The organism is Pseudomonas sp. BNK-44-b, assembly GCF_047456245.1.
Classification (GTDB): domain Bacteria; phylum Pseudomonadota; class Gammaproteobacteria; order Pseudomonadales; family Pseudomonadaceae; genus Aquipseudomonas; species Aquipseudomonas machongensis.
Window position 1 is genome coordinate 5,442,813 of record NZ_CP179908.1, and the last position, 25,394, is coordinate 5,468,206.

22 protein-coding genes are annotated in these 25,394 nt (G+C 63.6%); 10 read left to right on the top strand and 12 right to left on the bottom strand.

Annotated features, from left to right (window positions below):
• Positions 1 to 215: 215 nt before the first annotated feature.
• Entirely contained in the window at positions 216 to 1,106 is an 891-nt protein-coding gene (locus ACMGGG_RS24670) for a LysR substrate-binding domain-containing protein (protein ID WP_112897083.1), read from the bottom strand.
• Between the two features lie 137 nt (positions 1,107 to 1,243).
• Here ACMGGG_RS24670 and ACMGGG_RS24675 point away from each other — a divergent pair, with 137 nt between their 5' ends.
• Together ACMGGG_RS24675 and ACMGGG_RS24680 are read left to right on the top strand one after the other, a co-directional pair.
• A complete protein-coding gene (locus ACMGGG_RS24675; protein ID WP_054893714.1) occupies positions 1,244 to 2,734 on the top strand; it encodes an aldehyde dehydrogenase family protein in 1,491 nt (496 codons plus the stop codon).
• 150 nt (positions 2,735 to 2,884) lie between these two features.
• A complete protein-coding gene (locus ACMGGG_RS24680) occupies positions 2,885 to 4,171 on the top strand; it encodes an NAD(P)/FAD-dependent oxidoreductase (protein WP_065861742.1) in 1,287 nt (428 codons plus the stop codon).
• A 42-nt stretch (positions 4,172 to 4,213) separates the two neighbouring features.
• On the opposite strand, the gene ACMGGG_RS24685 is transcribed toward ACMGGG_RS24680, so the two are convergent.
• Positions 4,214 to 5,641 carry a mechanosensitive ion channel domain-containing protein gene (locus tag ACMGGG_RS24685; protein ID WP_414154581.1) on the bottom strand — a complete coding sequence of 476 codons (1,428 nt, stop codon included), beginning with the start codon at positions 5,639 to 5,641 and terminating at the stop codon, positions 4,214 to 4,216.
• Between the two features lie 236 nt (positions 5,642 to 5,877).
• On the opposite strand from ACMGGG_RS24685, the gene ycaC (ACMGGG_RS24690) reads away from it, so the two are divergent.
• The 3 genes from ycaC (ACMGGG_RS24690) to ACMGGG_RS24700 all read left to right on the top strand — a co-directional run bounded on the left by ycaC (ACMGGG_RS24690) (position 5,878) and on the right by ACMGGG_RS24700 (position 9,153).
• On the top strand, positions 5,878 to 6,507 hold the full coding sequence (ycaC, locus tag ACMGGG_RS24690; RefSeq protein ID WP_054893711.1) for an isochorismate family cysteine hydrolase YcaC: 630 nt from the start codon (positions 5,878 to 5,880) through the stop codon (positions 6,505 to 6,507).
• 58 nt (positions 6,508 to 6,565) lie between these two features.
• Entirely contained in the window at positions 6,566 to 7,117 is a 552-nt protein-coding gene (locus ACMGGG_RS24695; RefSeq protein ID WP_063542070.1) for an antibiotic biosynthesis monooxygenase, read from the top strand.
• 197 nt (positions 7,118 to 7,314) lie between these two features.
• Positions 7,315 to 9,153: an amidohydrolase gene (locus ACMGGG_RS24700; RefSeq protein ID WP_172964840.1), complete on the top strand. Its 1,839-nt coding sequence runs from the start codon at positions 7,315 to 7,317 to the stop codon at positions 9,151 to 9,153.
• A gap of 3 nt (positions 9,154 to 9,156) precedes the next feature.
• On the opposite strand, the gene ACMGGG_RS24705 is transcribed toward ACMGGG_RS24700, so the two are convergent.
• Complete coding sequence (locus ACMGGG_RS24705) at positions 9,157 to 10,068, bottom strand: LysR substrate-binding domain-containing protein (RefSeq protein WP_063542074.1); 912 nt, start codon at positions 10,066 to 10,068, stop codon at positions 9,157 to 9,159.
• Between the two features lie 133 nt (positions 10,069 to 10,201).
• On the opposite strand from ACMGGG_RS24705, the gene ycaC (ACMGGG_RS24710) reads away from it, so the two are divergent.
• The 4 genes from ycaC (ACMGGG_RS24710) to ACMGGG_RS24725 all read left to right on the top strand — a co-directional run bounded on the left by ycaC (ACMGGG_RS24710) (position 10,202) and on the right by ACMGGG_RS24725 (position 12,600).
• Positions 10,202 to 10,831 (top strand): isochorismate family cysteine hydrolase YcaC, encoded by a 630-nt coding sequence (gene ycaC, locus ACMGGG_RS24710; RefSeq protein WP_054893711.1) that lies wholly within the window; start codon positions 10,202 to 10,204, stop codon positions 10,829 to 10,831.
• 115 nt (positions 10,832 to 10,946) lie between these two features.
• On the top strand, positions 10,947 to 11,765 hold the full coding sequence (locus ACMGGG_RS24715) for an alpha/beta fold hydrolase (RefSeq protein ID WP_414154582.1): 819 nt from the start codon (positions 10,947 to 10,949) through the stop codon (positions 11,763 to 11,765).
• A gap of 260 nt (positions 11,766 to 12,025) precedes the next feature.
• Positions 12,026 to 12,304, top strand: a complete 279-nt coding sequence (locus ACMGGG_RS24720) for a type II toxin-antitoxin system RelE/ParE family toxin (protein WP_414155842.1) — start codon at positions 12,026 to 12,028, stop codon at positions 12,302 to 12,304.
• 11 nt (positions 12,305 to 12,315) lie between these two features.
• Positions 12,316 to 12,600 carry a HigA family addiction module antitoxin gene (locus ACMGGG_RS24725; RefSeq protein WP_414154583.1) on the top strand — a complete coding sequence of 95 codons (285 nt, stop codon included), beginning with the start codon at positions 12,316 to 12,318 and terminating at the stop codon, positions 12,598 to 12,600.
• 90 nt (positions 12,601 to 12,690) lie between these two features.
• On the opposite strand, the gene ACMGGG_RS24730 is transcribed toward ACMGGG_RS24725, so the two are convergent.
• The 4 genes from ACMGGG_RS24730 to ACMGGG_RS24745 form a co-directional block, all read right to left on the bottom strand.
• Positions 12,691 to 14,478: a monovalent cation:proton antiporter-2 (CPA2) family protein gene (locus tag ACMGGG_RS24730; RefSeq protein ID WP_112897087.1), complete on the bottom strand. Its 1,788-nt coding sequence runs from the start codon at positions 14,476 to 14,478 to the stop codon at positions 12,691 to 12,693.
• A 219-nt stretch (positions 14,479 to 14,697) separates the two neighbouring features.
• On the bottom strand, positions 14,698 to 15,714 hold the full coding sequence (locus tag ACMGGG_RS24735; RefSeq protein WP_153772508.1) for an alpha/beta hydrolase: 1,017 nt from the start codon (positions 15,712 to 15,714) through the stop codon (positions 14,698 to 14,700).
• Positions 15,715 to 15,747: 33 nt separating this feature from the next.
• Positions 15,748 to 16,002: a DUF2790 domain-containing protein gene (locus ACMGGG_RS24740; protein WP_414154584.1), complete on the bottom strand. Its 255-nt coding sequence runs from the start codon at positions 16,000 to 16,002 to the stop codon at positions 15,748 to 15,750.
• Between the two features lie 143 nt (positions 16,003 to 16,145).
• A complete protein-coding gene (locus ACMGGG_RS24745) occupies positions 16,146 to 17,633 on the bottom strand; it encodes a YifB family Mg chelatase-like AAA ATPase (RefSeq protein ID WP_414154585.1) in 1,488 nt (495 codons plus the stop codon).
• 365 nt (positions 17,634 to 17,998) lie between these two features.
• On the opposite strand from ACMGGG_RS24745, the gene leuA reads away from it, so the two are divergent.
• The gene (gene leuA / locus ACMGGG_RS24750; RefSeq protein WP_414154586.1) at positions 17,999 to 19,696 is read left to right on the top strand and encodes a 2-isopropylmalate synthase; all 1,698 of its coding nucleotides are present in this window, start codon (positions 17,999 to 18,001) and stop codon (positions 19,694 to 19,696) included.
• A gap of 177 nt (positions 19,697 to 19,873) precedes the next feature.
• On the opposite strand, the gene ACMGGG_RS24755 is transcribed toward leuA, so the two are convergent.
• From ACMGGG_RS24755 to ACMGGG_RS24775, 5 genes are all read right to left on the bottom strand, one after another.
• Positions 19,874 to 21,133 (bottom strand): efflux RND transporter periplasmic adaptor subunit, encoded by a 1,260-nt coding sequence (locus ACMGGG_RS24755; RefSeq protein ID WP_186710900.1) that lies wholly within the window; start codon positions 21,131 to 21,133, stop codon positions 19,874 to 19,876.
• Entirely contained in the window at positions 21,126 to 22,568 is a 1,443-nt protein-coding gene (locus ACMGGG_RS24760; RefSeq protein ID WP_414155843.1) for a TolC family protein, read from the bottom strand. The genes ACMGGG_RS24755 and ACMGGG_RS24760 overlap by 8 nt, the downstream gene beginning before the upstream one ends.
• Before the next feature lie 28 nt (positions 22,569 to 22,596).
• Positions 22,597 to 23,811: an ABC transporter permease gene (locus tag ACMGGG_RS24765; protein WP_414154587.1), complete on the bottom strand. Its 1,215-nt coding sequence runs from the start codon at positions 23,809 to 23,811 to the stop codon at positions 22,597 to 22,599.
• On the bottom strand, positions 23,804 to 24,505 hold the full coding sequence (locus ACMGGG_RS24770) for an ABC transporter ATP-binding protein (protein WP_414154588.1): 702 nt from the start codon (positions 24,503 to 24,505) through the stop codon (positions 23,804 to 23,806). Before ACMGGG_RS24770 ends, ACMGGG_RS24765 begins: the two co-directional genes overlap by 8 nt.
• A 72-nt stretch (positions 24,506 to 24,577) precedes the next feature.
• Positions 24,578 to 25,348, bottom strand: a complete 771-nt coding sequence (locus ACMGGG_RS24775) for a hypothetical protein (protein ID WP_414154589.1) — start codon at positions 25,346 to 25,348, stop codon at positions 24,578 to 24,580.
• Between the last annotated feature and the right edge of the window lie 46 nt (positions 25,349 to 25,394).

A 25,394-nucleotide genomic window follows, 5' to 3' on the forward strand; every position in this document is an offset into this window, starting at 1 on the left:
AGCTTCCTGAAGGTCAGTAGATACCCTTACATGAAAGCGGGGAATGGACTTTGTCCACAAGCGAAAAAAAGTGTGAGGGTCATTCCTTTTGCTATTGAATTTGTCGGCCCAATCGCGGGGCAAGCCCGCTCCCACAGGCCCCCGCGGACTCTGAGACCAGCGGGGTGCCTGTGGGAGCGGGCTTGTCCCGCGATAGGGCCGGCCGCTCCAGCGCATCACCCAGGCAACTGCGCCCGAATCCACTCCACCAACGCCCGCACCTTGGGCACCTCCGCGGCATGTTCGGCGAACGCCAGGTAGTGCTTGCCGTTGCTCGACATGGCATGGTTCCAGGCCACCACCAGGCTACCCTCGGCCAACTCCTTGGCCGCCAGGTAGCGCGGCACCAGGGCCACGCCGCAGCCGGACTGCGCGGCACTGAGGGCCATGTAGAAGGTGTCGAAGCGCGGGCCATGGTAGCTGTTGTCGGTGTGCAGCCCCTGTTCCAGGAACCATTCATGCCAGGCCTCCGGCCGCGAAGTGCTTTGCAGCAGCACCTGCCCGGCCAGCGCGCCGGGGCTGTCCAGCACTTGTCCGGCCAGTAGCTCCGGGGCGCATACCGGCACTACCTCTTCGCCGAACAGTTCCACGCAGGTCGCACCCGGCCAGGTGCCCTGGCCGAAGAAGAACACCACGTCGGCCGAGCCTTGCAGCAGGGCGAAGGGCTCCATTTCGTTACGGATGTCCAGGTGGATGTTCGGGTGGCGTTTGCCAAAGCCCTTGAGCCGAGGAATCAGCCAGCGCACACCAAAACTCGGTTGAGTGGCTACTTTCAATACTTCGGTCTGCTCGCCATAGGTGAGGACATAGCGGCTGGACATGTCCACCTGGGTGAGGATCTTGTTGACCTCGGCCAGGTACAGCGAGCCCGCCGGCGTGAGCTGCAGGCGCCGGCGGATGCGCAGGAACAGGTGGTGACGCAGCATCTCTTCGAGCTGTGCCACCTGCTTGCTGACAGCGCTCTGGGTCAGGTGCAGCTCTTCGGCGGCGCGGGTGAAGTTCAGGTGGCGGGCGGCAGCCTCGAAGCACTGCAAGGCCGTCATCGACGGAACCAGGCGTTTGGACATGGCACTCTCTACGGCAGCGATACCATTCCGCAGGGGAATGATAAGAGGAATAAAGGTCGTTTGTTGCAGCAATGTAATCGGATTAATACTGATCCCCATCACCTTTTCAACCCTTCAACCGATGTAGGAGAAGCACAATGGTTGCTGCATTGCTCGAGCGCCTCGGCGTCGCCGCCGCGGATCACACCCAGGGCGACTACCCTGTCCACACGCCGATCGACGGCAGCCAGATCGCCTCGGTGAAATTGCTCGGCAAAGCCGAGACCATCGCCCGCATCGACCAGGCGCAAACAGCCTTCGAAGCCTGGCGCAACGTACCGGCCCCGCGACGCGGCGAGCTGGTGCGTCTGTTTGGTGAAGTGCTGCGTGCGCACAAGGCTGACCTTGGCGAGCTGGTGTCCATCGAAGCCGGCAAGATCACCCAGGAAGGGCTGGGCGAAGTGCAGGAGATGATCGACATCTGCGACTTCGCTGTCGGCCTGTCACGTCAGCTCTACGGCCTGACCATCGCCTCCGAGCGTCCGGGCCACCACATGCGTGAATCCTGGCACCCGCTGGGCGTGGTTGGGGTGATCAGCGCCTTCAACTTCCCGGTTGCGGTATGGGCATGGAACACCACGCTGGCGCTGGTAGCTGGCAACTCGGTGGTGTGGAAACCTTCGGAAAAGACCCCGCTGACCGCACTGGCCTGCCAGGCGCTGTTCGAGAAGGCCCTGAAAGCCTTTGGTGAGGCGCCGCAGGGGCTCAGCCAACTGGTGATCGGCGGGCGTGAAGCCGGTGAAGCCTTGGTCGATGATCCGCGTGTACCGCTGGTCAGCGCCACCGGCAGCACCCGCATGGGCCGCGAAGTAGGCCCACGGGTTGCGGCGCGCTTCGGCCGCAGCATCCTCGAACTGGGCGGTAACAACGCCATGATCCTTGCCCCGAGCGCCGACCTCGACCTGGCCGTGCGCGGCATCCTGTTCTCGGCCGTGGGTACTGCTGGTCAACGCTGCACCACGCTGCGCCGCCTGATCGTCCACCGTTCGATCAAGGACGAAGTGGTCGCCCGCGTCAAAGCCGCCTACGGCAAGGTGCGCATCGGCGACCCGCGCAAGGACAACCTGGTCGGCCCGCTGATCGACAAGCTGTCGTTCGACGCCATGCAGGGCGCGCTGGCCAAGGCACGCGACGAGGGTGGGCAGGTCTTCGGTGGCGAGCGCCAATTGGCCGACCAGTACCCCAATGCCTATTACGTATCGCCTGCCATTGCCGAGATGCCGGCGCAGAGCGAGGTGGTGCGCCACGAAACCTTCGCGCCGATTCTCTACGTGCTGGCCTACGATGATTTCGAAGAGGCGCTGCGCCTGAACAACGAAGTGCCACAGGGCCTGTCGTCGTGCATCTTCACCACCGACATCCGCGAGGCCGAGCGCTTCCAGAGCGCCTCGGGCAGTGATTGCGGTATCGCCAACGTCAACATCGGCACCAGCGGCGCGGAAATCGGCGGCGCCTTCGGTGGTGAGAAAGAGACGGGTGGTGGCCGTGAGTCCGGTTCGGATGCGTGGAAGGGCTACATGCGCCGTCAGACCAATACCGTGAACTACTCGCGTGAGCTGCCGCTGGCGCAGGGTATCGTGTTCGACTGATGTAATGGCCGGGGGCCTTGGCCCCCGGTTCGCGGGACAAGCCGCCCCTACAGGGATCCCCATCGCCTGCGCGATCCCTGCGGGCTTGTCCCGCGATTGGGCGGTACGCCGCCCTAACCGCAACAAGAACAATATTGCTGGAGCCGGGCCATGTCCGAACTGCGTCAAGAATGTCTGTGGGAATCGATCACCCAACCGACCGTTGCTTCACAGGCCCTGGCCGGTGAATACAAGGCCGATGTCTGCGTGATCGGCGCAGGAATCACCGGGCTGTCGGCGGCGATCCACCTGCTCGAACAAGGCAAGTCGGTCATCCTGCTGGAGGCCTGGAAGGTTGGGCATGGCGGTTCCGGGCGCAATGTCGGGCTGGTCAATGCCGGGACCTGGATTCGCCCTGACGACGTCGAGGCAACCCTGGGCGTCGAGCAGGGCGGGCGCCTGAACAAGGTGCTGGGCGAGGCGCCCGGTGAAGTCTTCGCCATGATCGAACGCCTGGGCATCGACTGCCAGGCTCAGCACAAAGGCAACCTGCACATGGCACACAACGCCACGGGCCTCGCCGACCTCGAAGCACGCCACGAGCAATGGCGCCGCCGTGGTGCCGACGTGGAACTGCTGCGGGGGGCCGAGTGCCAGGAATACTGCGGTACCGACAAGATTTCCGCCGCGCTGCTCGACCGCCGCGCTGGCACCATCAACCCCATGGGCTACACCCAGGGTCTGGCCGCCGCGGTGCAGCGTCTGGGGGGTAAGCTGTTCCAGCAATCGCCGGTCGAAGGCCTGACACGTGATGGCGACGGCTGGCGAGTCGCCACCGACCGTGGCAGCGTGCGCGCCGACAAGGTGGTGATTTCCACGGGCGCCTACACCGAGGGCGACTGGAGCCATTTGCAGAAGCACTTCTTCCGCGGCTACTACTACCAGGTCGCCTCCAAGCCACTGCAGGGGGCGGCGGCCGACAGGATCCTGCCCCATGGCCAGGGCTCGTGGGATACCCGCACCGTACTCAGCAGCATCCGCCGTGATGATCAAGGTCGCCTGCTGCTCGGCAGCCTGGGTCGGGTCGACAACAAGCCGGCCTGGTTCGTGCGCAGTTGGGCCGATCGAATCCAGAGCCATTACTTCCCCGAGCTGGGCAAGGTCGAGTGGGAGGTGCACTGGACCGGTTGCATCGACTTCACCCCCGACCACCTGATGCGCCTGTTCGAGCCGGCGTCGGGGGTGGTGGCGGTGACGGGCTACAACGGTCGTGGCAATACCACGGGCACGGTGATTGGCCGGGCCCTTGCGGAGTTTCTGCTCAAGGATGATCCCGACCACCTGCCGATCCCGTTCTCGCCGATGAAACCGGTGAGTGCGCCTTCGTTGCGCACGGCCTTCTACGAGTCGGGCTTCTCGCTGTATCACGCTGGGCAGTGCTTGCGCGTGGTGTTGTGATTGCCCTGGCCCTTTCGCGGATAAGCCTGCGAAAGGGCCCGTTTATTTGTGCAGCCAGCTCAGGAAGCCACCCTTCTTCACCGCTGCCGGTTTCTGCAGCAGCAGTGACTCCCGGCTCTGCAGCCTGAAGCGCTGCAGCTTGTTCAACGCCTGCACCACTTCGCCGCGCTCGGCCAGGCAACTGCGCACCTGCTCCTTGTCGATCCGGTACAGCAGGCAGCCGGTCAGGGTGCGGAATTCAGCGAACGAACTGTCCTCGTCCATGATGCCCTCGATCCCTAGCACTTCCCCCGGCCCCATGCGCCCGGCCTCCACCCGCTTGTCGCCATTGCGGATTGAGGCCTGGACCACGCCGCTGCCGATCACCAGCAGGTGATCGGACTGTTCGCCGACATCCAGGATCACCTGGTCGGCCAGATACTCCACCGCCATCATGCGCTGGCTGAGGGCATCGCGCTCTTCGCTGCTCAGGGAGCGGAACACCCGCACTTCGTCGAGCAGCTCACGCTGTCGGCTGCGTGGGGTCACGGCGAGGTCGAGGTTCCACATCACGCCGCTGGCCTCGAGATGGCGGTGGGCGAGGTCGAACAGCTGGTTGCGTACTTCGGTCTTGTGCGCCGCGTCGGCGATAAAGCCGCTGGCCTCGTATTCCACCGATTCCAGTGTCGAGGCTTTCACCGACACCTTCGCTGCGGGTGACGGGAGCAGGGCGCTGGTGCCTTGCAGGGCTTTTTCCAGCGCATCGAACACCCGCTTGGGGCGGATCCTGGCGGGAACCACCACACTGATCGAAATTCCGTGGCGGTCGGCAGGCCGGCTGTGGTTGAGCAGGCGCGCCTTGGCTGCCACCGAGTTGGGAATCACCGCCAGGCTGCCGCTGCCGGTGATCAGCCGCGTGGCGCGCCAGTCGATATCCACCACCTTGCCCTCGGTGCCGTCGATGGAGATCGAGTCACCGATCTGGTAGGGCCGCGTGGTGTTGAGCACGATGCCGGAGAACACGTCGGCCAGGGTGCTCTGCAGCGCCAGGCCGATGACGATGGCCATCACGCCGGAGGTCGCCAGCAACCCCTTGACCGGCAGTTGCAGGACATAGGCCGCCGCTGCCACGGCCGCGGCGAGAAAGATCAGCGCCCCCACGACATCCTGCAGCAGGCGTCCGCCGTGACTGCCGCGGGCGATCATCAGCAGGCCGAACACCACCGTCACCGTGCGCGCGCCGAACAGCCACCAGCCGATGGTCAGCACCGTGGCGATCAGGTTGCGCGCGACATCGTCCGCCCATGGCGGCGGTTGCAGTGGGCTCATGCCGGCAGCCAGCAGAACCGCGCTGAAGATGACGAAGATGCTCAGGCGCGTGACGATACGCCAGGCGCGGCGCTCCAGCGGGATCAGTTGCCAGAGCAGCAGGTCGAGGAAGATCAGGCAGGTACCCAGCAGCAGGGGATAAGACTGGATGAAGGCCAGCATGGTGGTCTCGGGGGGCTAGAGGAGGGCTGAGGGGTAGTAAAGAGCAGGTTGGTTGCCCAGGCAATGGGGCATCTGTGGGAGAGGGTTTGCCCGCGAACAAGACTGCACCGATGTCATCGTTCCAAAAAAAGAACGCTAAGGCTGTTTTTCACTATCTACCGCAAGAAATGCAATGTTTTTAATCTGTGCCCATGCAGTCGAGACAACAACCCAACCCCATCCGAAGGAGCACGACCATGAGCCAATTCACCTACAACCGCCTGAACAAAGACGACGCCGCCGTACTGCTTGTAGACCACCAGGCAGGCCTGCTGTCGCTGGTCCGTGACATCGAGCCGGACAAGTTCAAGAACAACGTGCTGGCGCTGGCCGACCTGGCCAAGTTCTTCAACCTGCCGACCATCCTGACCACTAGCTTCGAACAAGGCCCGAACGGCCCGCTGGTGCCAGAGCTCAAGGCACTGTTCCCGGACGCCCCCTACATCGCCCGCCCTGGCCAGATCAACGCCTGGGACAACGAAGATTTCGTCAAGGCGGTGAAGGCCACCGGCAAGAAACAGCTGATCATCGCCGGTGTGGTAACTGAAGTGTGCGTGGCCTTCCCGGCACTGTCGGCCCTGGCCGAGGACTTCGAAGTGTTCGTGGTGGCCGATGCGTCCGGCACCTTCAACGAGATGACCCGCGATGCCGCCTGGCGCCGGATGGAAGCTGCCGGTGCGCAACTGATGACCTGGTTCGGCGTGGCCTGCGAGCTGCACCGCGACTGGCGCAACGACGTCGAAGGCCTGGCCGCGCTGTGCTCCAACCACATCCCCGACTACCGCAACCTGATCACCAGCTACAACGCCCTCACCGCGGGCAAGTGAGCCGCCCCGCCAGGCGCCCTCTGCGGCGCCTGGTCAACTTTTGCTCAGGTATTCAGCAATGAACAACAGCAGCGTGGTCACCCTGGTGATCCAGCACAAGGTCCGGGCCGATGCCCTGGCGCACTACGAGACCTGGTTGCGTCATACCGTCGGGGTTGCCCGCCGCCAACCGGGTCATCTGGACGTGAACGTGATCCGCCCGGACGCCAATGGCGGTCAGTTCACCACCGTGGTGCGTTTTGCCGATGCAGGACAACTGCGTGCCTGGGTCGATTCACCGGAGCGCCAGCGCCTGGTCGCCGAAGTGCTGCCGCTGCTGGAGGAGGGTGACCAGACCCGTATCCACGATGACCCGGAGTTCTGGTTCACCCCATCCAGCACGGCAGCTACACAGCCTGCGCGCTGGAAGCAGGCGGTGCTGACTTATCTGGTTATCTGCCCGATGACCTTGCTGGTGCCCCTGTTGCTGGCGCCGCTGTTCGCAAAGGTGCCGCCGCTGGGCGGGCCGTTGGCGAGCAACTTGCTGGTCAACCTGTGCGTCATCCTCCCGGTGGTGTTCTTCATCATGCCGTGGGTGACGCGCCGCTGCGCCGGATGGCTGCGCCGTTGAGCGCACGCCTGACGATCCACTGCTAGCGTTCAATCGCCCGATCACCCCACCGGACGGAGAGCATCATGAACCAGGACCCCACCGACAAGAGCCGCCGCCGTTTCCTCGCCAACAGCACCCTGCTCGGTGCGGCCGGCGCGCTCTGGTCCGCACTGCCCTTCACCGATTCCGCCCATGCCAACATTTCAGGAGATCCCATGACCGCCGACCTCATTCTGTTCAACGGCAAGCTGCACACCGTCGACCGTGAAAAACCGACCGCCACTGCCGTGGCCATCAAGGACGGGCGCTTCGTCGCCGTGGGCAGCGATGCCGAGGCCATGGCCCACAAGGGCAACAGCACGCAGATCATCGACCTGAAGCAGCGCACGGTGATCCCGGGTCTGAACGACTCGCACCTGCACCTGATCCGCGGCGGCCTTAACTACAACCTCGAACTGCGCTGGGAAGGTGTGCCATCGCTGGCCGATGCCCTGCGCATGCTCAAGGAGCAGGCCCTGCGTACACCAACGCCGCAATGGGTGCGAGTGGTGGGTGGCTGGAACGAATTCCAGTTCGCCGAAAAACGCATGCCTACCCTTGAAGAAATCAACCAGGCTGCGCCTGACACGCCGGTGTTCATCCTTCACCTGTATGATCGGGCGCTGCTCAACCGCGCGGCGTTGCGTGCTGTCGGCTACACCAAGGACACACCCAACCCGCCCGGTGGCGAAATCCAGCGCGACAAGTTCGGCAATCCGACCGGCATGCTCATCGCCCGTCCCAACGCGACCATCCTCTACGCCACCTTGGCCAAGGGGCCGAAGTTGCCGTTGGAGTACCAGGTCAACTCGACCCGTCAGTTCATGCGTGAGCTCAACCGCCTCGGCCTGACCAGCGCCATCGACGCAGGTGGCGGCTACCAGAACTTCCCGGACGACTATTCGGTGATCCAGCAACTGGCCGACAACGACCAGCTGACCGTGCGCATCGCCTACAACCTGTTCACCCAGAAACCCAAGGAAGAGCTGGACGACTTCAAGAAGTGGACCTCCAGCGTGAAAGTTCACAGCGGCACCGACTTCCTGCGCCACAACGGCGCTGGCGAGATGCTGGTGTTCTCCGCGGCCGACTTCGAGGACTTCCTCGAGCCGCGTCCGGACCTGCCGCAGACCATGGAAGAAGAGCTGGAGCCGGTGATCCGTCACCTGGTCGAGCAGCGCTGGCCGTTCCGCCTGCATGCCACCTACGACGAGTCCATCTCGCGCATGCTCGATGTGTTCGAGAAGGTCAACCGCGACATCCCGTTCAACAACCTGCCGTGGTTCTTCGACCACGCCGAAACCATCTCGCCGAAGAACATCGAGCGGGTGCGGGCGTTGAATGGCGGGATTGCCATCCAGGACCGCATGGCCTTCCAGGGTGAGTATTTCGTCGACCGCTACGGCGCCAAGGCCGCCGAGAAGACCCCGCCGATCCAGCGCATGCTCGCCGAGGGTGTGCCGGTCGGTGCCGGCACCGATGCCACCCGAGTATCGAGCTACAACCCGTGGACGTCGCTGTACTGGATGGTCAGCGGCAAGACCGTTGGCGGCCTGGAGCTGTATCCGGAAGGCCTGAGTCGCGCCACGGCGCTCGAGCTGTTCACCCATGGCAGCGCCTGGTTCTCCAGCGAGCAGGGCAAGAAGGGGCAGATCAAGGTCGGGCAGTTGGCTGACCTGGCGGCGCTGTCGCTGGACTTCTTCAGCGTCGAGGAAGAGGCGATCAAGAGCATCGAGTCGGTGCTGACGGTGGTGGATGGCAAGGTGGTGTACGGCGCGGCGGAGTTCGACAAGCTCGGCCCGGCGCAGATTCCGGTGGTGCCCGAGTGGTCGCCGGTGGCCAAGGTGCCGGGCCACTGGCGGGCCGGTGCGCCGCTGGCTGCGGCGGTACACCAGTGCGTCGGGCCGTGCGGGGTGCATGCGCACAGCCATGAGAAGGCACGCCATTCCAGCGTGCCGGTGAGCGACTATCAGGGCTTCTGGGGAGCGCTGGGCTGTTCCTGCTTCGCGTTCTGAAACTCAAGCCATATCACTGACCGCAAACTCCTCGGCCAGATGGTCGATCAGCGAGCGTACCGAAGGCAGCAGCCCGCGCCGCGACGGGAAGATCGCATGGACGATCCCGCAGCGCGGCTGCCACGCCGGCAACATCTCCACCAGGCGCCCCTGGGCCAGGTCCTCGCGCACCGCCACCCGCGGCAAGTGCGCGATGCCCACCCCCGCCACCACGAAATGCCGCAGCGCGAACAGATCATCGGTGACCATGCGCGGCGTGTGCGTGATCACCAGCTTGCGCGCCATGTCCTCCCCCTGGAACAACTCCCATTGATACTTCTGCTGCGCCGCGCCCCAGTGCAGGCTTGGCAGCGAGCTCAGTACCTGCGGTTCGAAACCTTCGGGCAGTTGGGCGAGAAACGATGGATGGCCCACCAGGCATTGGGTGCTGTTGCTCAGCACCTTCATCACCATGTCAGTGTTCTCCAGCGGCGGGAAGCGCACCCGTAGCGCCACATCGAAGCCTTCATGCAACAGGTCGACGCGACGGTTGGTGCTCTCGATGAACAGCTCCACCTGCGGGTACTTGAGCATGTAGCGCGTGAGCATCGGCCCGACCCACGAGTTGAGCAGGGTGGTGGGGCAACTGATTCGCACCAGACCACGTGGTTCGCTGCGGTTGCGCTCGATGATCTCTGCCGCGCCCTCGGCTTCCACACGCATGGCCAGGCAACGGTTGTAGTAGGCCTGGCCGATCTCGGTCAGCGAACAGTGGCGGCTGGTACGGTGCAGCAGGCGAACGCCAAGACGGTCTTCCAGGTCGGCGATGCGCCGACTGAGTTTCGACTTGGGCATGTCCAGCGCCCGGCCCGCCGGGGCGAAGCCGCCATGCTCGACGACCTGGGTAAAGAAATAGAGGGAATTCAGGTCTTCCAAGATCGTTCTCCAAACAGAACGCTACAGACAATTTTTGCAGTCTACCGCATCAAAGGTGATGTTTTTAATCTGTACTCATCAACGCGCAACACCCCACTTACCGCACATCGAAGACACATTGGGAGTACAGACCATGAGCCAATTCACCTACAACCGCCTGAACAAAGACGATGCCGCCGTACTGCTGGTCGACCACCAGGCAGGCCTGCTGTCGCTGGTCCGTGACATCGAGCCGGACAAGTTCAAGAACAACGTGCTGGCGCTGGCCGACCTGGCCAAGTTCTTCAACCTGCCGACCATCCTGACCACTAGCTTCGAACAAGGCCCGAACGGCCCGCTGGTGCCAGAGCTCAAGGCACTGTTCCCGGACGCCCCCTACATCGCCCGCCCTGGCCAGATCAACGCCTGGGACAACGAAGATTTCGTCAAGGCGGTGAAGGCCACCGGCAAGAAACAGCTGATCATCGCCGGTGTGGTAACTGAAGTGTGCGTGGCCTTCCCGGCGCTGTCGGCCCTGGCCGAGGACTTCGAAGTGTTCGTGGTGGCCGATGCGTCCGGCACCTTCAACGAGATGACCCGCGATGCCGCCTGGCGCCGGATGGAAGCTGCCGGTGCGCAACTGATGACCTGGTTCGGCGTGGCCTGCGAGCTGCACCGCGACTGGCGCAACGACGTCGAAGGGCTGGCCGCGCTGTGCTCCAACCACATCCCGGACTACCGCAACCTGATCACCAGCTACAACGCCCTCACCGCGGGCAAGTGACCCAACCAATGGCCGGTCGGTACGCCTCGTGAGCGACCGGCCAGCCGCGCGATGGAATGTTCCTCGCGCCCCGCACTCAAGATCCAGACCTACCCGACTTTCAGGAGATTCCGACATGAGCACACTAGTTACCCGCGATGGCACCGCGATCTATTACAAGGACTGGGGCAGCGGCAAGCCCGTGCTGTTCAGCCACGGCTGGCCGCTGGACGCCGACATGTGGGATGGCCAGATGGAGTTCCTGGCCAGCCGCGGCTATCGCACCATCGCCTTCGACCGCCGCGGCTTCGGGCGTTCCAGCCAGCCGTGGAACGGTTACGACTACGACACCTTTGCCGATGATATCGCCCAGTTGATCGAGCACCTGGACCTGCGTGACGTCACCCTGGTCGGCTTCTCCATGGGCGGTGGCGATGTCACCCGCTACATCGCCAAGCATGGTAGCGAGCGCGTGGCCGGGCTGGTGCTGCTGGGTGCGGTGACGCCCCTGTTCATCAAGACCGCCGACAACCCCGAGGGTGTCGACAAGTCGGTATTCGACGGTATTCGCGACGGCCTGCGTGCCGACCGTGCGCAGTTCATTTCCGACTTCGCCGCGCCGTTCTATGGCATCAACCATGGGCAGAAAGTCTCCCAGGGTGTGCAGGCCCAGACCCTGAACATTGCCCTGCTGGCCTCGCTCAAAGGCACCATCGACTGTGTGACGGCGTTCTCCGAAACGGACTTCCGCCCGGACATGGCCACGATCGATGTACCGACACTGGTGATCCACGGCGATGACGACCAGATCGTGCCGTTCGAGACCACCGGCAAGAAAGCCGCCGAGATGATCAAGGGGGCGCAGTTGAAGGTGTATCAGGGTGCACCACACGGCTTTGCCGTGACCCACGCGCAGCAATTGAACGACGACTTGCTGGCGTTTCTGGCGAAGTGACCGGCTGAGGCTGGGCCTGCGCAACTGCGGGATTAAGGGCGACTGGAGACAGTCGCCCTTTTTGCTGTTTGTGTGGTGGGTTTTCGCAGGTATCAGATCACGCCAGTGGATCGGAAGGCTCTCACGCCTTAGGCGGAAAGCTGAAACTCCCTCCCGGAACGCCTTCCCTCCAGAATTGTGCATTCTGTGTAGAGGAGCAACGTTCAAATGAGCTCGATGTGCTTGAGGTGTGTAAGGTATGGCCTTACACTTTGGCGACCATGATACGAAGCTTCAGGCACAAGGGCCTCAAGGCTTTGTACCAGCGTGACGACAGGTCGGGTGTTCGTGCCGATCATGTACCGCGCTTACGAAGACTCTTGGCCTCACTCGAGATCGCGAAGGGCCCGCGCGATATGGAGCGTCCGGGAAACCGTATTCATCCCCTGCGCGGACATTTGGAGGGGTATTGGGCTGTCAACGTATCGGGAAATTGGCGGCTGGTGTTTCGCTTTGTCGGCACTGATGCAGAGCTTGTGGACTATCTGGACTATCACTAGGAGGTACTGTCATGCCCATGCATAACCCCCCCCATCCGGGTGAAGCGTTGCGCGAGGATGTCCTGCCGGCGATTGGCCTGAGTGTCTCTGCGCTTGCTCGTCATCTCGGTTATTCCCGAGGTCAACTGTCCACTGTGTTGAACGGGCGCGCAGCTATCTCCGCCGATCTTGCGTACCGGCTTGAATTGGCTGGTCTGGGCAGTGCCCGCCAATATCTGGCAGAGCAGGCGGCGTATGATCTATGGCAGGCTGCTCATCGTGAGCACCCGCCTATCGCGCGGCTGGGATTTGCTTGAGCCGAAGCTGATTTTGACCCTTCCTGGCACGGCGTCGAGCAGGTGCCGTGTCGCCGCAGGGGCTGCATGGAGGCCCCTGCGGCATACAGCTCAGTCGCTATCCGATTCGAACAACCGCTCCAGCTCCACCCTGGCCTCCTTGGCCGTCTGCATCACCTTCGCCCGGTCATCGCGAACCCGCCCCTGTGCTTCCAGCACCTGCTGGTCATGCTCGGTGAAGCGCTGGATGCGGTCTGCCGCCTGGGCCTCGCTCAGGCCAAGGCCGATCAAGGTCAGGCGGGTCATCTCCAGGCTCGAGTAGAAGGTCTCGCGAATCGGCTCGGCGCCGACGTCGAGTAACTTGTGCACGTGCTGGCGGTTACGCGCCCGGGCGATCACCTTCAGGTGCGGATACTCATGCTTGACCCGCTCGGCGATGCGGATGGTCGCTTCCGGGTCGTCGGTGGTGATGACGAAGTACTCGGCCTCGCCGACCTTGGCCGCATGCAGCACCTCGGGGCGCATCGGGTCGCCGTAGAACACCGGGGCCTGTTCGAAGCTGCGGGTCATCTCGATGGCATCGACCGAGGTGTCCAGGGCGATGAAGGAGACTTTCTGGGCCCGCAGGATACGCGCCACGATCTGCCCCATGCGGCCCATGCCGATGATCACCACGCGCGGGGCGTCGGCCTGAATCGTGCGGTATTGCTCTGGCACTTCGCGGGCTGGCGCCGGGCGCTTGATCAGGCGCGAGCTGGCCAGCAGCAACATCGGCGTCAGGGCCATCGACAGGGTGATGGTCATCAGCAGCAGATCGTAGGTGTAGGTGTCGAACAGGTTCTGGTCCTTGCCCAGCTTGAACACCACGAAAGCGAACTCACCGCCCGCCGCCAGCACAAGCCCCAGGCGCAGCGCGCTCAGGTTGCTCAGGCCGCCCACCGCACGCCCGACCAGCATCAGCAGTGGCAGTTTCACCGCTACCAGCAGCAAGGTCAGGCCCAGCAACAGCGCGGGTGCCTCCAGCAGCAGGCCAAGGTTGGCGCCCATGCCAACGCTGATGAAGAACAGCCCCAGCAGCAGGCCCTTGAACGGCTCGATCTGCGACTCCAGCTCGTGCCGGTATTCCGAGTCGGCCAGCAGCAGGCCCGCGAGGAACGCGCCGAGTGCCATGGAAATGCCGGCTTCCTCCATCAGCCAGGCGGTGCCGATCACCACCAGCAGCGCGGTGGCCGTGGACACCTCCGGCAGGCCGGTACGGGCGACGATGCGGAACAGCGGGCGCAGCAGGTAGCGCCCACCGACGATGACGATGGCGATGCTGCCGAACACCCGCAGGCCATGTTCGATGCTGTCACCGTGGCTGGTGTCCGGGCCGCTGGCCGCCAGCAAGGGCACCAGCGCGATCAGCGGGATTGCCGCGATGTCCTGGAACAACAGGATGGCAAAGGCCAGGCGCCCATGGGGGGCGTTCAGTTGCTTGCTTTCGGCCAGGCTCTGCAGGCCCAGCGCGGTGGATGACAACGCCAGGCCCAGGCCGAGCACCACGGCTGCTGGCAGGGACTGGGCAAAGCCGAACAGGGCGATGGCACCGATGATCGCGCCAGTCAGCACCACTTGTGCCAGGCCTACGCCGAACACCGCCTTGCGCATCAGCCACAGGCGTCGTGGGGAAAGTTCGAGGCCGATGATGAACAGCAGCAGGACTACGCCCAGTTCAGAAATGTGCGCCACGCTCTCGGTGTCGCGGATCAGGCCCAGTGCTTGTGGTCCGATGGCCACGCCGGCGAGCAGGTAGCCGATGACGGCACCCAGTTGCAGGCGCTTGGCAAGGGGCACGGCGACGACGGCGGCAAGCAGGAAGATCACTGCGGTCTGCAGGATGCTGCCTTCATGTGGCATGGGTAGAACTCCAGGAGGCTTGGATGAAGCGCTGTGTGAGCAGGCGCCGGGGACGGTAGGCATTTTCGTCTCGGCGGGGGGAGGGGGCAACCGTCGGGGGTGGGAAGCAGCGTTCAGGATCTGGAGCCTTTGTAGCCCTCACGAGCCTCTTCGCGGGCAAGCCCGCTCCTACAAATGGGAGCGGGCTTGCCCACGAAGAGGCCCGTGAGGCCACCATCGTTATTGCAGATGTTCCTTCAGCGCCTGCGCCGCCTGGCCCATCGCGCTACGAGTTCCGGGCACCTGTCCCAGCACGTTCAGCAATCCGAAGTCATGGATCATGCCGTTGTAACGCACGGCAGTCACCGGCACACCGGCAGCATCGAGCTTGCGGGCGTAGGCTTCGCCTTCGTCACGCAGTACATCCATCTCGGCAGTCTGCACCAGTGCTGGTGGCAGGCCTTTGAGTTGATCCAGGCTGGCCCGCAGCGGCGAAGCATGGATGTCGTCACGCTGGCGCGGGTCGGTGGTGTAGCTGTCCCAGAACCACTGCATCATGTTGCGGGTCAGGAAGTGCCCTTCGGCAAACTGGTTGTACGACGCATTGTTGAAGTTGGCATCGGTGACCGGCCACAACAGCGCCTGGAACCGCAACTTGGGCGTACCTGCTTCCTTGGCCTTGATCGCCACCACCGCCGCCATGTTGCCGCCGACGCTGTTGCCGGCCACGGCCAGTCGGCTGCCATCCACACCGATTTCCTTGCCGTGCTCGGCTACCCAGCGGGTCGCGGCGTAGGCCTGGTTGATCGCGGTGGGGAACTTGGCTTCTGGCGATGGCGTGTAGTCGACATAGACCGCCGCGGCGCCGGAGCCGATCACCAGATCATGGATCAGCCGCTCGTGGGTCGGGTAGTCGCCCAGCACCCAGCCGCCGCCGTGGAAGAACATGAACACTGGCAGCTCACCCTTCGCGCCTTGCGGGCGCACCACGCGGATGTCCAGCGGCTTGCCGTCGATCTGCAGGGTGCGACGCTCGACCTCGATACCCGAGAGGTCGACCTTGACGCTGGCCTGCGCACCGCTGAGCACTGCCCGTGCGTCTTTGGGCGCCAAGGTTTCCAGCGGCTTGCCGCCACCGGCGGCCAGCGCGTCGAGGAAGCCCTGGGTGGTGTGCTCGACGCCGGGGCTACCGGCGGCGAAGGCGCTGTTGACGGCGAGGGCCAGCAGGCCGGTGGTCAGGGTGCGGGACAGTTTCATGGTTCAAGCTCCTCTGGTGTCGGGCCGTGGTGTTCAGTTCTGGTTGGCGGCGGTGGTGGGGTGGATGTAGCTGACCTTCTGCACCTGGCCGCTGCTGTCGCGGTAGGTGAGGGTGGCGGCCGAGGCATGGCTGCGGGTGCTGTTCGGGGCATCGACCGCGATGACCTGGGCGATGTCCAGGTCCATGCCGTAGTGGTACGGCGTGGCCTCGATGGACTGGGCGAAGGCGCCTGCAGTGGTGCCGAGGGTCAGGGTGGCGATGGCGAAGGCTTTGCGAAGAGTGGTCATGATCGTTCTCCAAGGGTTCGGTAAGGGGTCAGCGACTGCTTGCTGCTTGAAGTGAATATTGCGCGCAAATATTTAGCGCGCAAAATATATTTCCGCTATGGAGAAGATTGAGTGGGGTAATCGGTGGTTGTGCGGACGTCGGGTCAACTACCGGGGCGGTATTGCAGGGCCTCAGCCAGATGGGGGCGGGCGATGCGCTCGGCTTGTTCAAGGTCGGCCAGGGTGCGGGCGACCTTGAGCAGACGGTGAGCGGCGCGCAACGAAAGGTTGAGTCGCTCGCACGCGCCCTCCAGCCATGACTGGTCGGCGGCTTTCAGATCACAATGTTTGCGCAGGCCTGGCATATCGAGAAACGCGTTGGCACAACCCTGACGACGCTGTTGCCGCTCGCGGGTCTGGGCGACCTGGGCGGCGACGCTGGCGCTGGTCTCGCCACTGGGCTGGTGGCTGAGGGTGGTGCTTTCGCGTGCGACCGTCAGGTGCAGGTCGATGCGGTCGAGCAGCGGGCCCGAGAGCTTGTTGCGGTAGCGCTGGATCTGCTCAGGGCTGCACCGGCAGCGGGCTGCCGGGTCGCCCAGATAGCCGCAGGGGCAGGGGTTCATCGCCGCTACCAGTTGAAAGCGCGCAGGAAAGCGCACCCGGTCCCTGGCCCGTGAAATCACGATCTCGCCAGACTCCAGCGGCTCGCGCAGCACCTCCAGCACACGCCGTTCGAACTCGGGCAGTTCGTCAAGAAACAGCACCCCATGATGGGCCAGGGTGATTTCTCCAGGCTGTGGCCGACTGCCGCCACCGACCAGTGCCGGGCCCGACGCGCTGTGATGAGGGTGGCGAAACGGCCGCTGTGGCCAGCAGTCGATCGGTGCCTTGCCGCTGACCGACTGGATGGCCGCAACCTCCAGCGCCTCGTGCTCGTCCAGCGGCGGCAGCAAGCCTGGCAGGCGGCTGGCAAGCAAGGTCTTGCCAGTGCCGGGTGGCCCGGTAAACAGCAGATTGTGCGCCCCCGCCGCCGCGACCAGAAGGGCGCGCTTGGCCGCGATCTGCCCCTGTACTTCGCTCAGGTCCGGATAGGGGCGCGCGCGTAGCATCAAGCCATTGGCGGCATAGGCTGGCAGCGGTGCCTGGCCATTGAGATGTGCTACCAGCTCCTGCAGGTGCCCGACCGCATACACCACCAGCCCACTGGCCAAACTCGCCTCCTCGGCATTCTCCCGCGGCACCACCAGTGCCCGCCCGGCCTCCCGCGCCGCCAGCGCCGCTGGCAGCACGCCCTGCACCGGGCGCAATGCCCCGGATAGCGCCAACTCGCCCAGGCATTCGAAATCGACCAAGGTCGCCACCGGCACCTGGCCGTTGGCGGCGAGGATGCCCAAGGCGATGGCAAGGTCGTAGCGCCCGCCATCCTTGGGCAGGTCGGCGGGGGCGAGACTCTGGGTGATGCGTCGGGCCGGGTATTCGAGGCCGGAATTGACGATGGCACTGCGTACCCGGTCCTTGCTTTCCTTGACCGTGGCCTCGGGCAGGCCGACCAGGGTGAGGTTGGGCAGGCCGTTGGCCAGGTGGGTTTCGACGCTGACTGCCGGCGCCAGCACCCCGACCTGGGCGCGGCTGTGGACGAGGGCGAGAGACATGGACACTCCTTGGTCACTGGGGATGCCGCGTCCTGCGGCAGGGGCAAGGATAGCCAGGGGCGTGGGCAGTGGCGGGTGAAGAGTGCGACGGGATTTTGCCGAGGCATGGCGTTTTTTTGTTGAGTGGACACAGTCCGTCAGGCCCACCGTGGCGCAGCAGCGTGAAGATACTTTTTATGTCATATGGCAAGTATTCACTAAGAAAATTGATTTCTCAGCAATTTTAAAAAACATAACCCTGTTTCTGGGTAAACAGAACGCAATCCAGACTAAGCGCTTTCAGCATAAATTGGATCCAATATCAGATATACGCTCACCTCACCCAGCGCCAGCACGATCGCTTACAGGCCAAGGAGAACGCCACCATGATGTTGAAGAACCCTTCCACTAAATACCGCCATTTCAACGTGGTTGATCTGCCGGACCGCACCTGGCCTGGCCAGGTACAGAAAGCCGCACCGGTCTGGTGCAGCGTTGATATGCGCGACGGCAACCAAGCCCTGATAGAACCGATGAACGCCGAGCGCAAGCGCCGCTTCTTCGATCTGCTGGTCAAGGTCGGGTTCAAGGAGATCGAGGTAGGTTTTCCGGCGGCTTCGCAGACTGATTTCGATTACGTCCGTGAGCTTATCGAAAGCGGCGCAATCCCTGACGATGTCACCATCCAGGTCATGACTCAGGCGCGTACCCACCTGATCGAGCGCACCTTCGAGGCGCTCAAGGGCGTGCCGCGGGCCATTGTGCATGTCTACAACGCCACGGCCCCTGTGTTCCGCGAAGTCGTGTTCGGTGTCGACCGCGCTGGCTGTATCGACATTGCCACCCAGGCCACCCGTGAGATCAAGGCGTTGATGCAGGCCAATCCGCAAACCCAGTGGACCTACCAGTATTCGCCGGAAACGTTCTGCTTCACCGAGTTGGACTTCGGCCTGGAAATCTGCGACGCGGTCATCGCCGAGTTCCAGCCAACGCCGTCCAACAAGATGATTCTCAATCTGCCCACAACCGTCGAGGTGTCGACGGCCAACGTGTTCGCCGACCAGATCGAATGGTTCTGCAGGCATGTGAGCCAGCGAGACAGCGTGATCATCAGCGTGCACCCACACAATGACCGCGGCACCGGGGTGTCAACTGCCGAGCAGGCGTGCCTGGCGGGTGCCGAACGGGTCGAGGGGACGCTGTTCGGCAATGGCGAGCGCACCGGCAACGTCGATATCCTGACCTTGGCCATGAATCTGTATACCAGCGGCATCAGCCCTGAGCTGGACTTCTCGGACATCACCCACGTTCAGCGTGAGGTCGAGTACTGCAACCAGTTACCTACCCATCCTCGTCATCCCTATGCCGGTGAGTTGGTGTTCACTGCGTTCTCCGGTTCTCATCAGGACGCGATCAAGAAAGGCTTCGCGCGCCGCCGCGCAAACCCTCACGGTTATTGGGAAATCCCCTACCTGCCGATCGACCCTGCCGACATGGGGCGCAGCTATGAGGCGGTGATCCGGGTCAACAGCCAGTCGGGCAAGGGAGGCGTGGCGTATCTGCTGGAGCAGCAGGGCATCGTGCTGCCGCGGCGTCTGCAAATGGAGTTCAGCGGCGTGGTGCAGCGGGTTGCCGATGCCGAAGGCCAGGAAGTGACCAGCGATATGATCCTGGCCTGCTTCACTGAAACCTATCTGCAGCAGGGCAGGCCCTACACCCTGACCCAGCCCATGCTCACCAGTGACCAAGCAAGCAACTACGTGAATGCTCAACTGCTCGTTGACGGTGGCCGCCTGCCATTGACCGGGAAGGGCAACGGGCCGCTCGCCGCGCTGGTCAACGCCTTTGCCGCACTTGGCCTGAATTTCGACATCGCCGACTACCATGAGCATGCGGTACGTGATGGCGCCCAGGCCGAGGCGATCGCCTATGTGGAAATTCGCGTCAACAACCAGCTGCTTTTCGGTGTTGGTAAAGACAGCAGCATTCTCCAGGCTTCGCTGCAGGCTTTGGTCAGTGCCGTGTGCAGGGCTACTCGCCAGGGCCTGCTCGAGCCCTTGGGCAATACCATCGTCACGGCCTGAGGCGATATCGGCATTGGAAGCCTTGGGCACAGACTGCGGGCATGGTGCGGTGGTGGCCAGCCACGAGGTCCGCATGGAAGGCGATGTATACATGCGGACCTTGCAGCTCAGTTCACGCATTGAACACTGTCAGATCATCCTGGTTTCCGGATTTTGGTCTTCGAACGTGGCAGTTCTTCAGTCAGGCGTGCGCTCCTGCACCTCCACCAGCCCAGCCTCCAGCCCCCGCACCATCACGCCCTCGGGCACCGCTGCACCGGTCGTCACCGGAATCTGCTCGACCGCAGCCTGTGGCGTCGCTCGATACACCACGTAGCGTCCCCCCTGGCCATCATCGCGCAATGCGTGCGGGGGAATGGCGATACCCTGTTCGTCACGCTGCAGAATGATCGACAGGCGTGCGCTCATCCCCGCGCGCATGGGGTGCTGCAAGGGCTGTGCTGGCAGGTCGATCGACACCTTCACTGGGTACTGGGCTCCGGCGCCTTGCGTATCAGCCGTCTCGCTCTGGATACCGATGGCGGTCAGGCGGCCGCTCAGTTCACCGGAAAAGCCGTCGCCACTGATCTGCACCGGCATGCCTTCGTGCAGTAGGCGCAGGTCGGTCTCTTCCACCCGGCTCAAGGCCTGGAAGCGCTCCTGGCCTATCACGCCGAGCAGCGGTACCCCCTGGGTAACGGCGACACCCGTTTGCAGGGGAACGGATTTTCCGCCCTCTTGAGGGGCCGGGCGAACCACATACCCGGCCAGCGGAGCGAGCAGTTCGCGTCGTGCATACAACTGCTCGAGGGCCTGATGGCGCGCTTGGGCGTTGGCCAGTTCCATTGCCGCGATGCTGAGCTCCTCGCCGTGGCCGTGCGCAAGTGTTGTAAGCAGATCCTCGTTGGCGGCGGTCAGGTCCTGGCGCTGGGTGTTCACCTGCTGAGCCAGGCTTTCGACCTCCATTCTCGCGACGATGCCGCGCTCGAACAGCGCCTGGGTATCGCGCAGGCTATTCTCGCTGCGGGATAGGTTCTGGTTCGCGGCCGCCACTGCGCGCCGTGCGCGGGCGACTTCCGGGCTGGAGCTCCAACGTTCCAGGCGTTGCGCCTCTCGACGGGCCTTGAGCAGCTCAGCCTGTGCCTGGCGCAATTGCACTTGCAGCTGCGCAGGGTCCAGCGTCACCAGCACCTGGCCTTTCTCGACGTGCTGGCCCTCCTGTACGCGCACGTCGGCGATCAGCCCATCGAAAGGTGCAGCGAGGGTGATGTGGTCCATTGACTGCAGGTGGCCTACCAGGCCCAGGCGATTTTCCAGCAGGCGCGGTGCTACCTGCACCCACTGCGCTTGCGGGGAAGCGCCCGGCTGCTCATCCGCATCGCCGTAGCAGCCCGGCAGATTGGCGAGGGCCAGCACCAGTAGCGCGCGGCCGCCAGTGATCGAGCAAAACCTAGTCATTCAGTGCAATGTCCCAACTGTCCAGCGTGGTGCCCAGGGTCTGGTCCAGTTCGGCCTGGGCGTTCATGTAGCTGATGAGCGCACCCAGGCGCGTATTCTGCGCCGTGCGCAGGTCGTTCTCGAAACTCAGAACCTGGAAGTTGCTTGATCGGCCGACGGTGAGTTTTTCTCGTTCGATCGCTAGTTTGCGTTGCGACAATTCCTGCGCGCGCAGGGCAATCTGGTACTGGCGCCAGCGCACGCCGATGTCACGCACGGCATTGGTCACGTCCCGCTGGAGTTGCTGACGTGCTTCCTGCAACCGGACTTCCTGGGTTTCCACCCCGACACGCGCATGTACTTCAGCCTGACGGGTACTCAGGTCACCGATCGGAATTTCCACTTGAACACCCACATAATTCTCCCAACTGCGCGCGCTGCCGTTGAGGTTGTTGCGTTCACGTACCTGGGCGCCACCACCGACCAGAGAGACGTCCCACAGGCGCTCGTTACGCGCCACCGTCAGGTTGATCGTTGCTTGCTCGCCGGCAATCAGTTCGATGAGGTAGGTCGGTTGCAGGGCCTGAGCCTGTTGAAGGGCCAAGGAGGTGTCGACATCGATCGCGTCTGCATGGACCGTGTCGCTGGCGACGATGGGGGTATCGAGATCCAGCGCCAGCATCTGCAACAGAGCCAGGCGCGCGGCTTGCTGTTGATTGCGGGCGTCTTCCAGTCCGAGCTCCTGGGTGGCGACTTCGGCTTCGGTCTGGACTATCTCGAAGGCTGCCATGCGACCGGCAGCGATCATTGCCTGGTTCACCTCGAGCAATTGATTGGCCCGCTGCAGCGCGTCGCGGGCAATCTGCAACTGCTCCTGGGTCTGCAGCAGAGTGTGATAACCGATGATGATTCGGGTGATGGTCTGCGCCACGGTGTCTTTCAACGCCAGCCGGTTGACCTGCTCGCCCAGGCGGGCCAGTTGCACCGGTGCCCTGGCGACATCCCTGCCGGCACCGCGCAGCAGCGGCTGGATGACCGTGATGTTGGCGCCGTCGTTACGGGTCAGCCCGGCCAGATCGGCCTCGGTGTGACGATAGGTCCAGCCCAGGCTCAGGCGGGTGCCGTAAGGAGTCAGCAGGGTCGTAGTGGGTGTGATATCCCCTTGGCGATAGCGGTCGGCCTGGTTGTGATTGGACAGGTAGTTGCCGCGGATGAGCAGCTTTGGGCTGAAACGATCCTCGGCCACCCGCAGGTCGAACTTCTGGGCAATTCGATCCAGATAAGCGCTGCGGATCCCGCGGTTGTCGCGCAGACCGAGGTAGATCGCGTCGCTTAGGCTCAAATCAATGCGCTGTGCCTTCAGCGAGAGGCTGGAAACGGCTGGCGAAGGTGCGCTCGACCGGGTCGCCTGGGAAGGCGCGAGCGCCACGCTGGCCAGGGCAGGCCCGGTGCTCATGATCAGCAGTAGCAAGGCCAGGCAGCGCTCAATCATCGCGCAACGCCTGTACCGGTTGCAGGCGGGCGGCAGACAGCGCCGGGCTCAAGCCGAAGAACAGCCCGGTGAGGACTGCGCCTCCGATGCCAAGTGGCAACGACAGGGGGGCGAGGCTGAAGTCGGCCCAGCCAGACAGCAAAGTAAACAGCCACCCCGCGCCCACGCCCAGCACTGCACCGCAAGCTGCGCCGGTCACGGCCAGTACCACCGCTTCGAGGAGAAACAGCCAGGCGATATCTTGCGGGCGGGCGCCTAGTGCCATGCGCACGCCGATCTCGCGGCGGCGTTCGGAGACGTTCATCAGCATCACGTTCATCACCCCGACACCGCCCACCAGCAGGGCAATGCCGCCCAGCCCTGCCAGCAGCCAGGAGAACAGCCGCGACTGCTGGGCGATACCGGCGAGCAACTGCTGGGGAGCCTGGACATCGATCGTGCGACCGGGCAGTGCGGTCTGCAACCGCGCCTGCAGGCGAGGGGCGACGGCAAGTGGGTCGGCACCGTCGGCAGTGCGCGCCAGAACGGTACCCACCTGAGGTGCGCTGACCAGCCGTCGCATACCTTCGAGCGGGATCAGCAAGCTGTCGTCGATCGACAGCGGCAGCAGTGGATTTTGTCCGATGCCGTGCAATACGCCGATCACCTGAAACACGTAGCCTGCGATCTGTAGCTGTGCGCCAGGCATGACCGGCATGCCCTGTGCGGCCAGATCGGCGGCAAGACGCTCGCCCAGTACCGCATGGGTGCTGCGGCTGTCGTAAGGGCTGATGAAACGCCCCTCTATCAATCTCAGGCCGAGTACTTCGGCCAGTTGCGGATCTACCCCGGCTAGCAGCGCGTCGTGTGTTCGTCCGTGCAGACTCACGCGTACCGACGACAGGCTCAGCGGACTGATTGCACGCAGTCCCGGCTCGGCTTCGCGCACGGCTTGGGCGTCGAAGGGCTGCGTTGCCTGTGCCGACAAGTGGGCGCCTGCAGGCCATTGCACGTCGGCGACCAGCAGGTCACTGCCCATGCCCTTGAACACCGCCATCGCCTGGCGCTGGGCGTTGTGCCCAATGTTCAGCAGCGCAACCACGGCTGCGCAGCCGACTGCGATACCGAGCAACGCCAGAATGGCCCGGCGTCCCAGGCGCTGGAGGCTATCGAATGGTTCAGAAAGGCGCTGAGCGAGGGATGGGCCGTAGGCTCGCGTGCTAACCATGCACGACCTCGCGTATGCAGCCCTCGACAACCTGCAGGCAGCGTTGCAGACGACGGGCAATCCCCAGGTCATGGGTGACGATGATCAGGGTGACGCCCTGCTCACGGTTGAGAGCCAGCAGCAGTTCGATGATGTCTTGTGCAGTCTGGCCATCGAGGTTGCCGGTGGGCTCGTCGGCGAGCAGCAGTTGTGGCTCACCGACGAGGGCGCGGGCAATGGCCACTCGCTGGCGTTGGCCCCCGGAGAGCTCTGCCGGGCGGTGGTGCAGCCGTTCGCCGAGGCCTACCCGCAGCAACTGCTGGCGCGCCGCCTCCCGTGCCGAGTTGCGTGGCTCGCCACGGTAAAGCAGCGGCAAGGCGACATTGTCGAGGGCATCCAGACGCGGCAGCAGGTTGAAGCCCTGAAAAACGAAGCCGATGTGCTGGTTGCGCATCACTGCGCGGGCGCCATCGGTTGCCAGGGTCATGTCGCGGCCTGCCAGGTGGAGGTGTCCTTGGGTGGGCTGGTCGAGCAGACCGATCAGGCTGAGCAAGGTGCTCTTGCCCGAGCCCGAGGCGCCAACGATGGCGCAACTTTGGCCGGCCTCGACCGACAACGAGACATCACGCAGCACGGGCCGCGCGGCGCTATGGGAGCTGTACGCATGCGTCACGCCTTGCAGGCGAATCAGCGTCTGGTTGGGTGACTCAGGCATCCATTGCCCACGATCCTTGGGAATCTGTTCAGGTATTCCCACTCAATACGATGGGCACCTGGTTGAATAAATTCAGGTGTCTTGCGTTGCTGTCTTGTCGGTGTATTCAAGGCGTTTTGCCAAGACCAGATCGAGCAGCGATTGCAGTTGATCCTTGCTGTGCGATTGTTCTTTTTCGGCGTACTGGATGAGTTTGTTCAAATCGTGTTCGTAGTTGTCGGGAAGCTGGGCTTCCATGATCGGCGGCAGGCCCTTGTAATAATCCAGGATGCCTTGAAGGGTTTTAGGTGACATGTGCCCGTCGCGGTTGTACTCGTCCATCAACTTCTGCGAAACCGCCCTGGACCAAGCCTCTTCTTGTGCACCGGTCTCCACCAGCGCTGCGCGCCGTTCGTTGACTGTAAATGCACCGCTGTCGTCATGCACGACTAGAGAGAGTTGTTCCATGGACATGCCCGCGAACGGGTTGGAACCTTTGTTGTTCAGGAAGGCGGTTGCCTGACGTGCTTGCTCGAGGCGCTGTGGGTCGTCCGAAGCGGGCGTTTCGGCATCGCGTTCGACCTTGGACTGCTCGAACGCCGGGCTGTGAATAGCGCGGGTTACCTGCTCGGCGATGGCTTTCAGGCCGCTACGGTCAGTGCTGGCGTCGCGCTTTGCCGCCCGTGCTGCTGCGTCGCTGAGCAACTGCGCCAGTGGCGAGATGCTGGCGTTATCCGAGCTGCCCGTTTTCTGGGGCGCCGCGACCGAGGCCGTGGCGTCAGGCTTTTCATCTGGCTTGCCAGTGCCTTGAGTTGCGTTGAGGGTTTTTACCTGTGACGCCGGCAGGCTGTTGACACCATCCATGATCGTCTCCGTATCTCTCTGGGCAGCGGGGATGCTGCGTCTACTT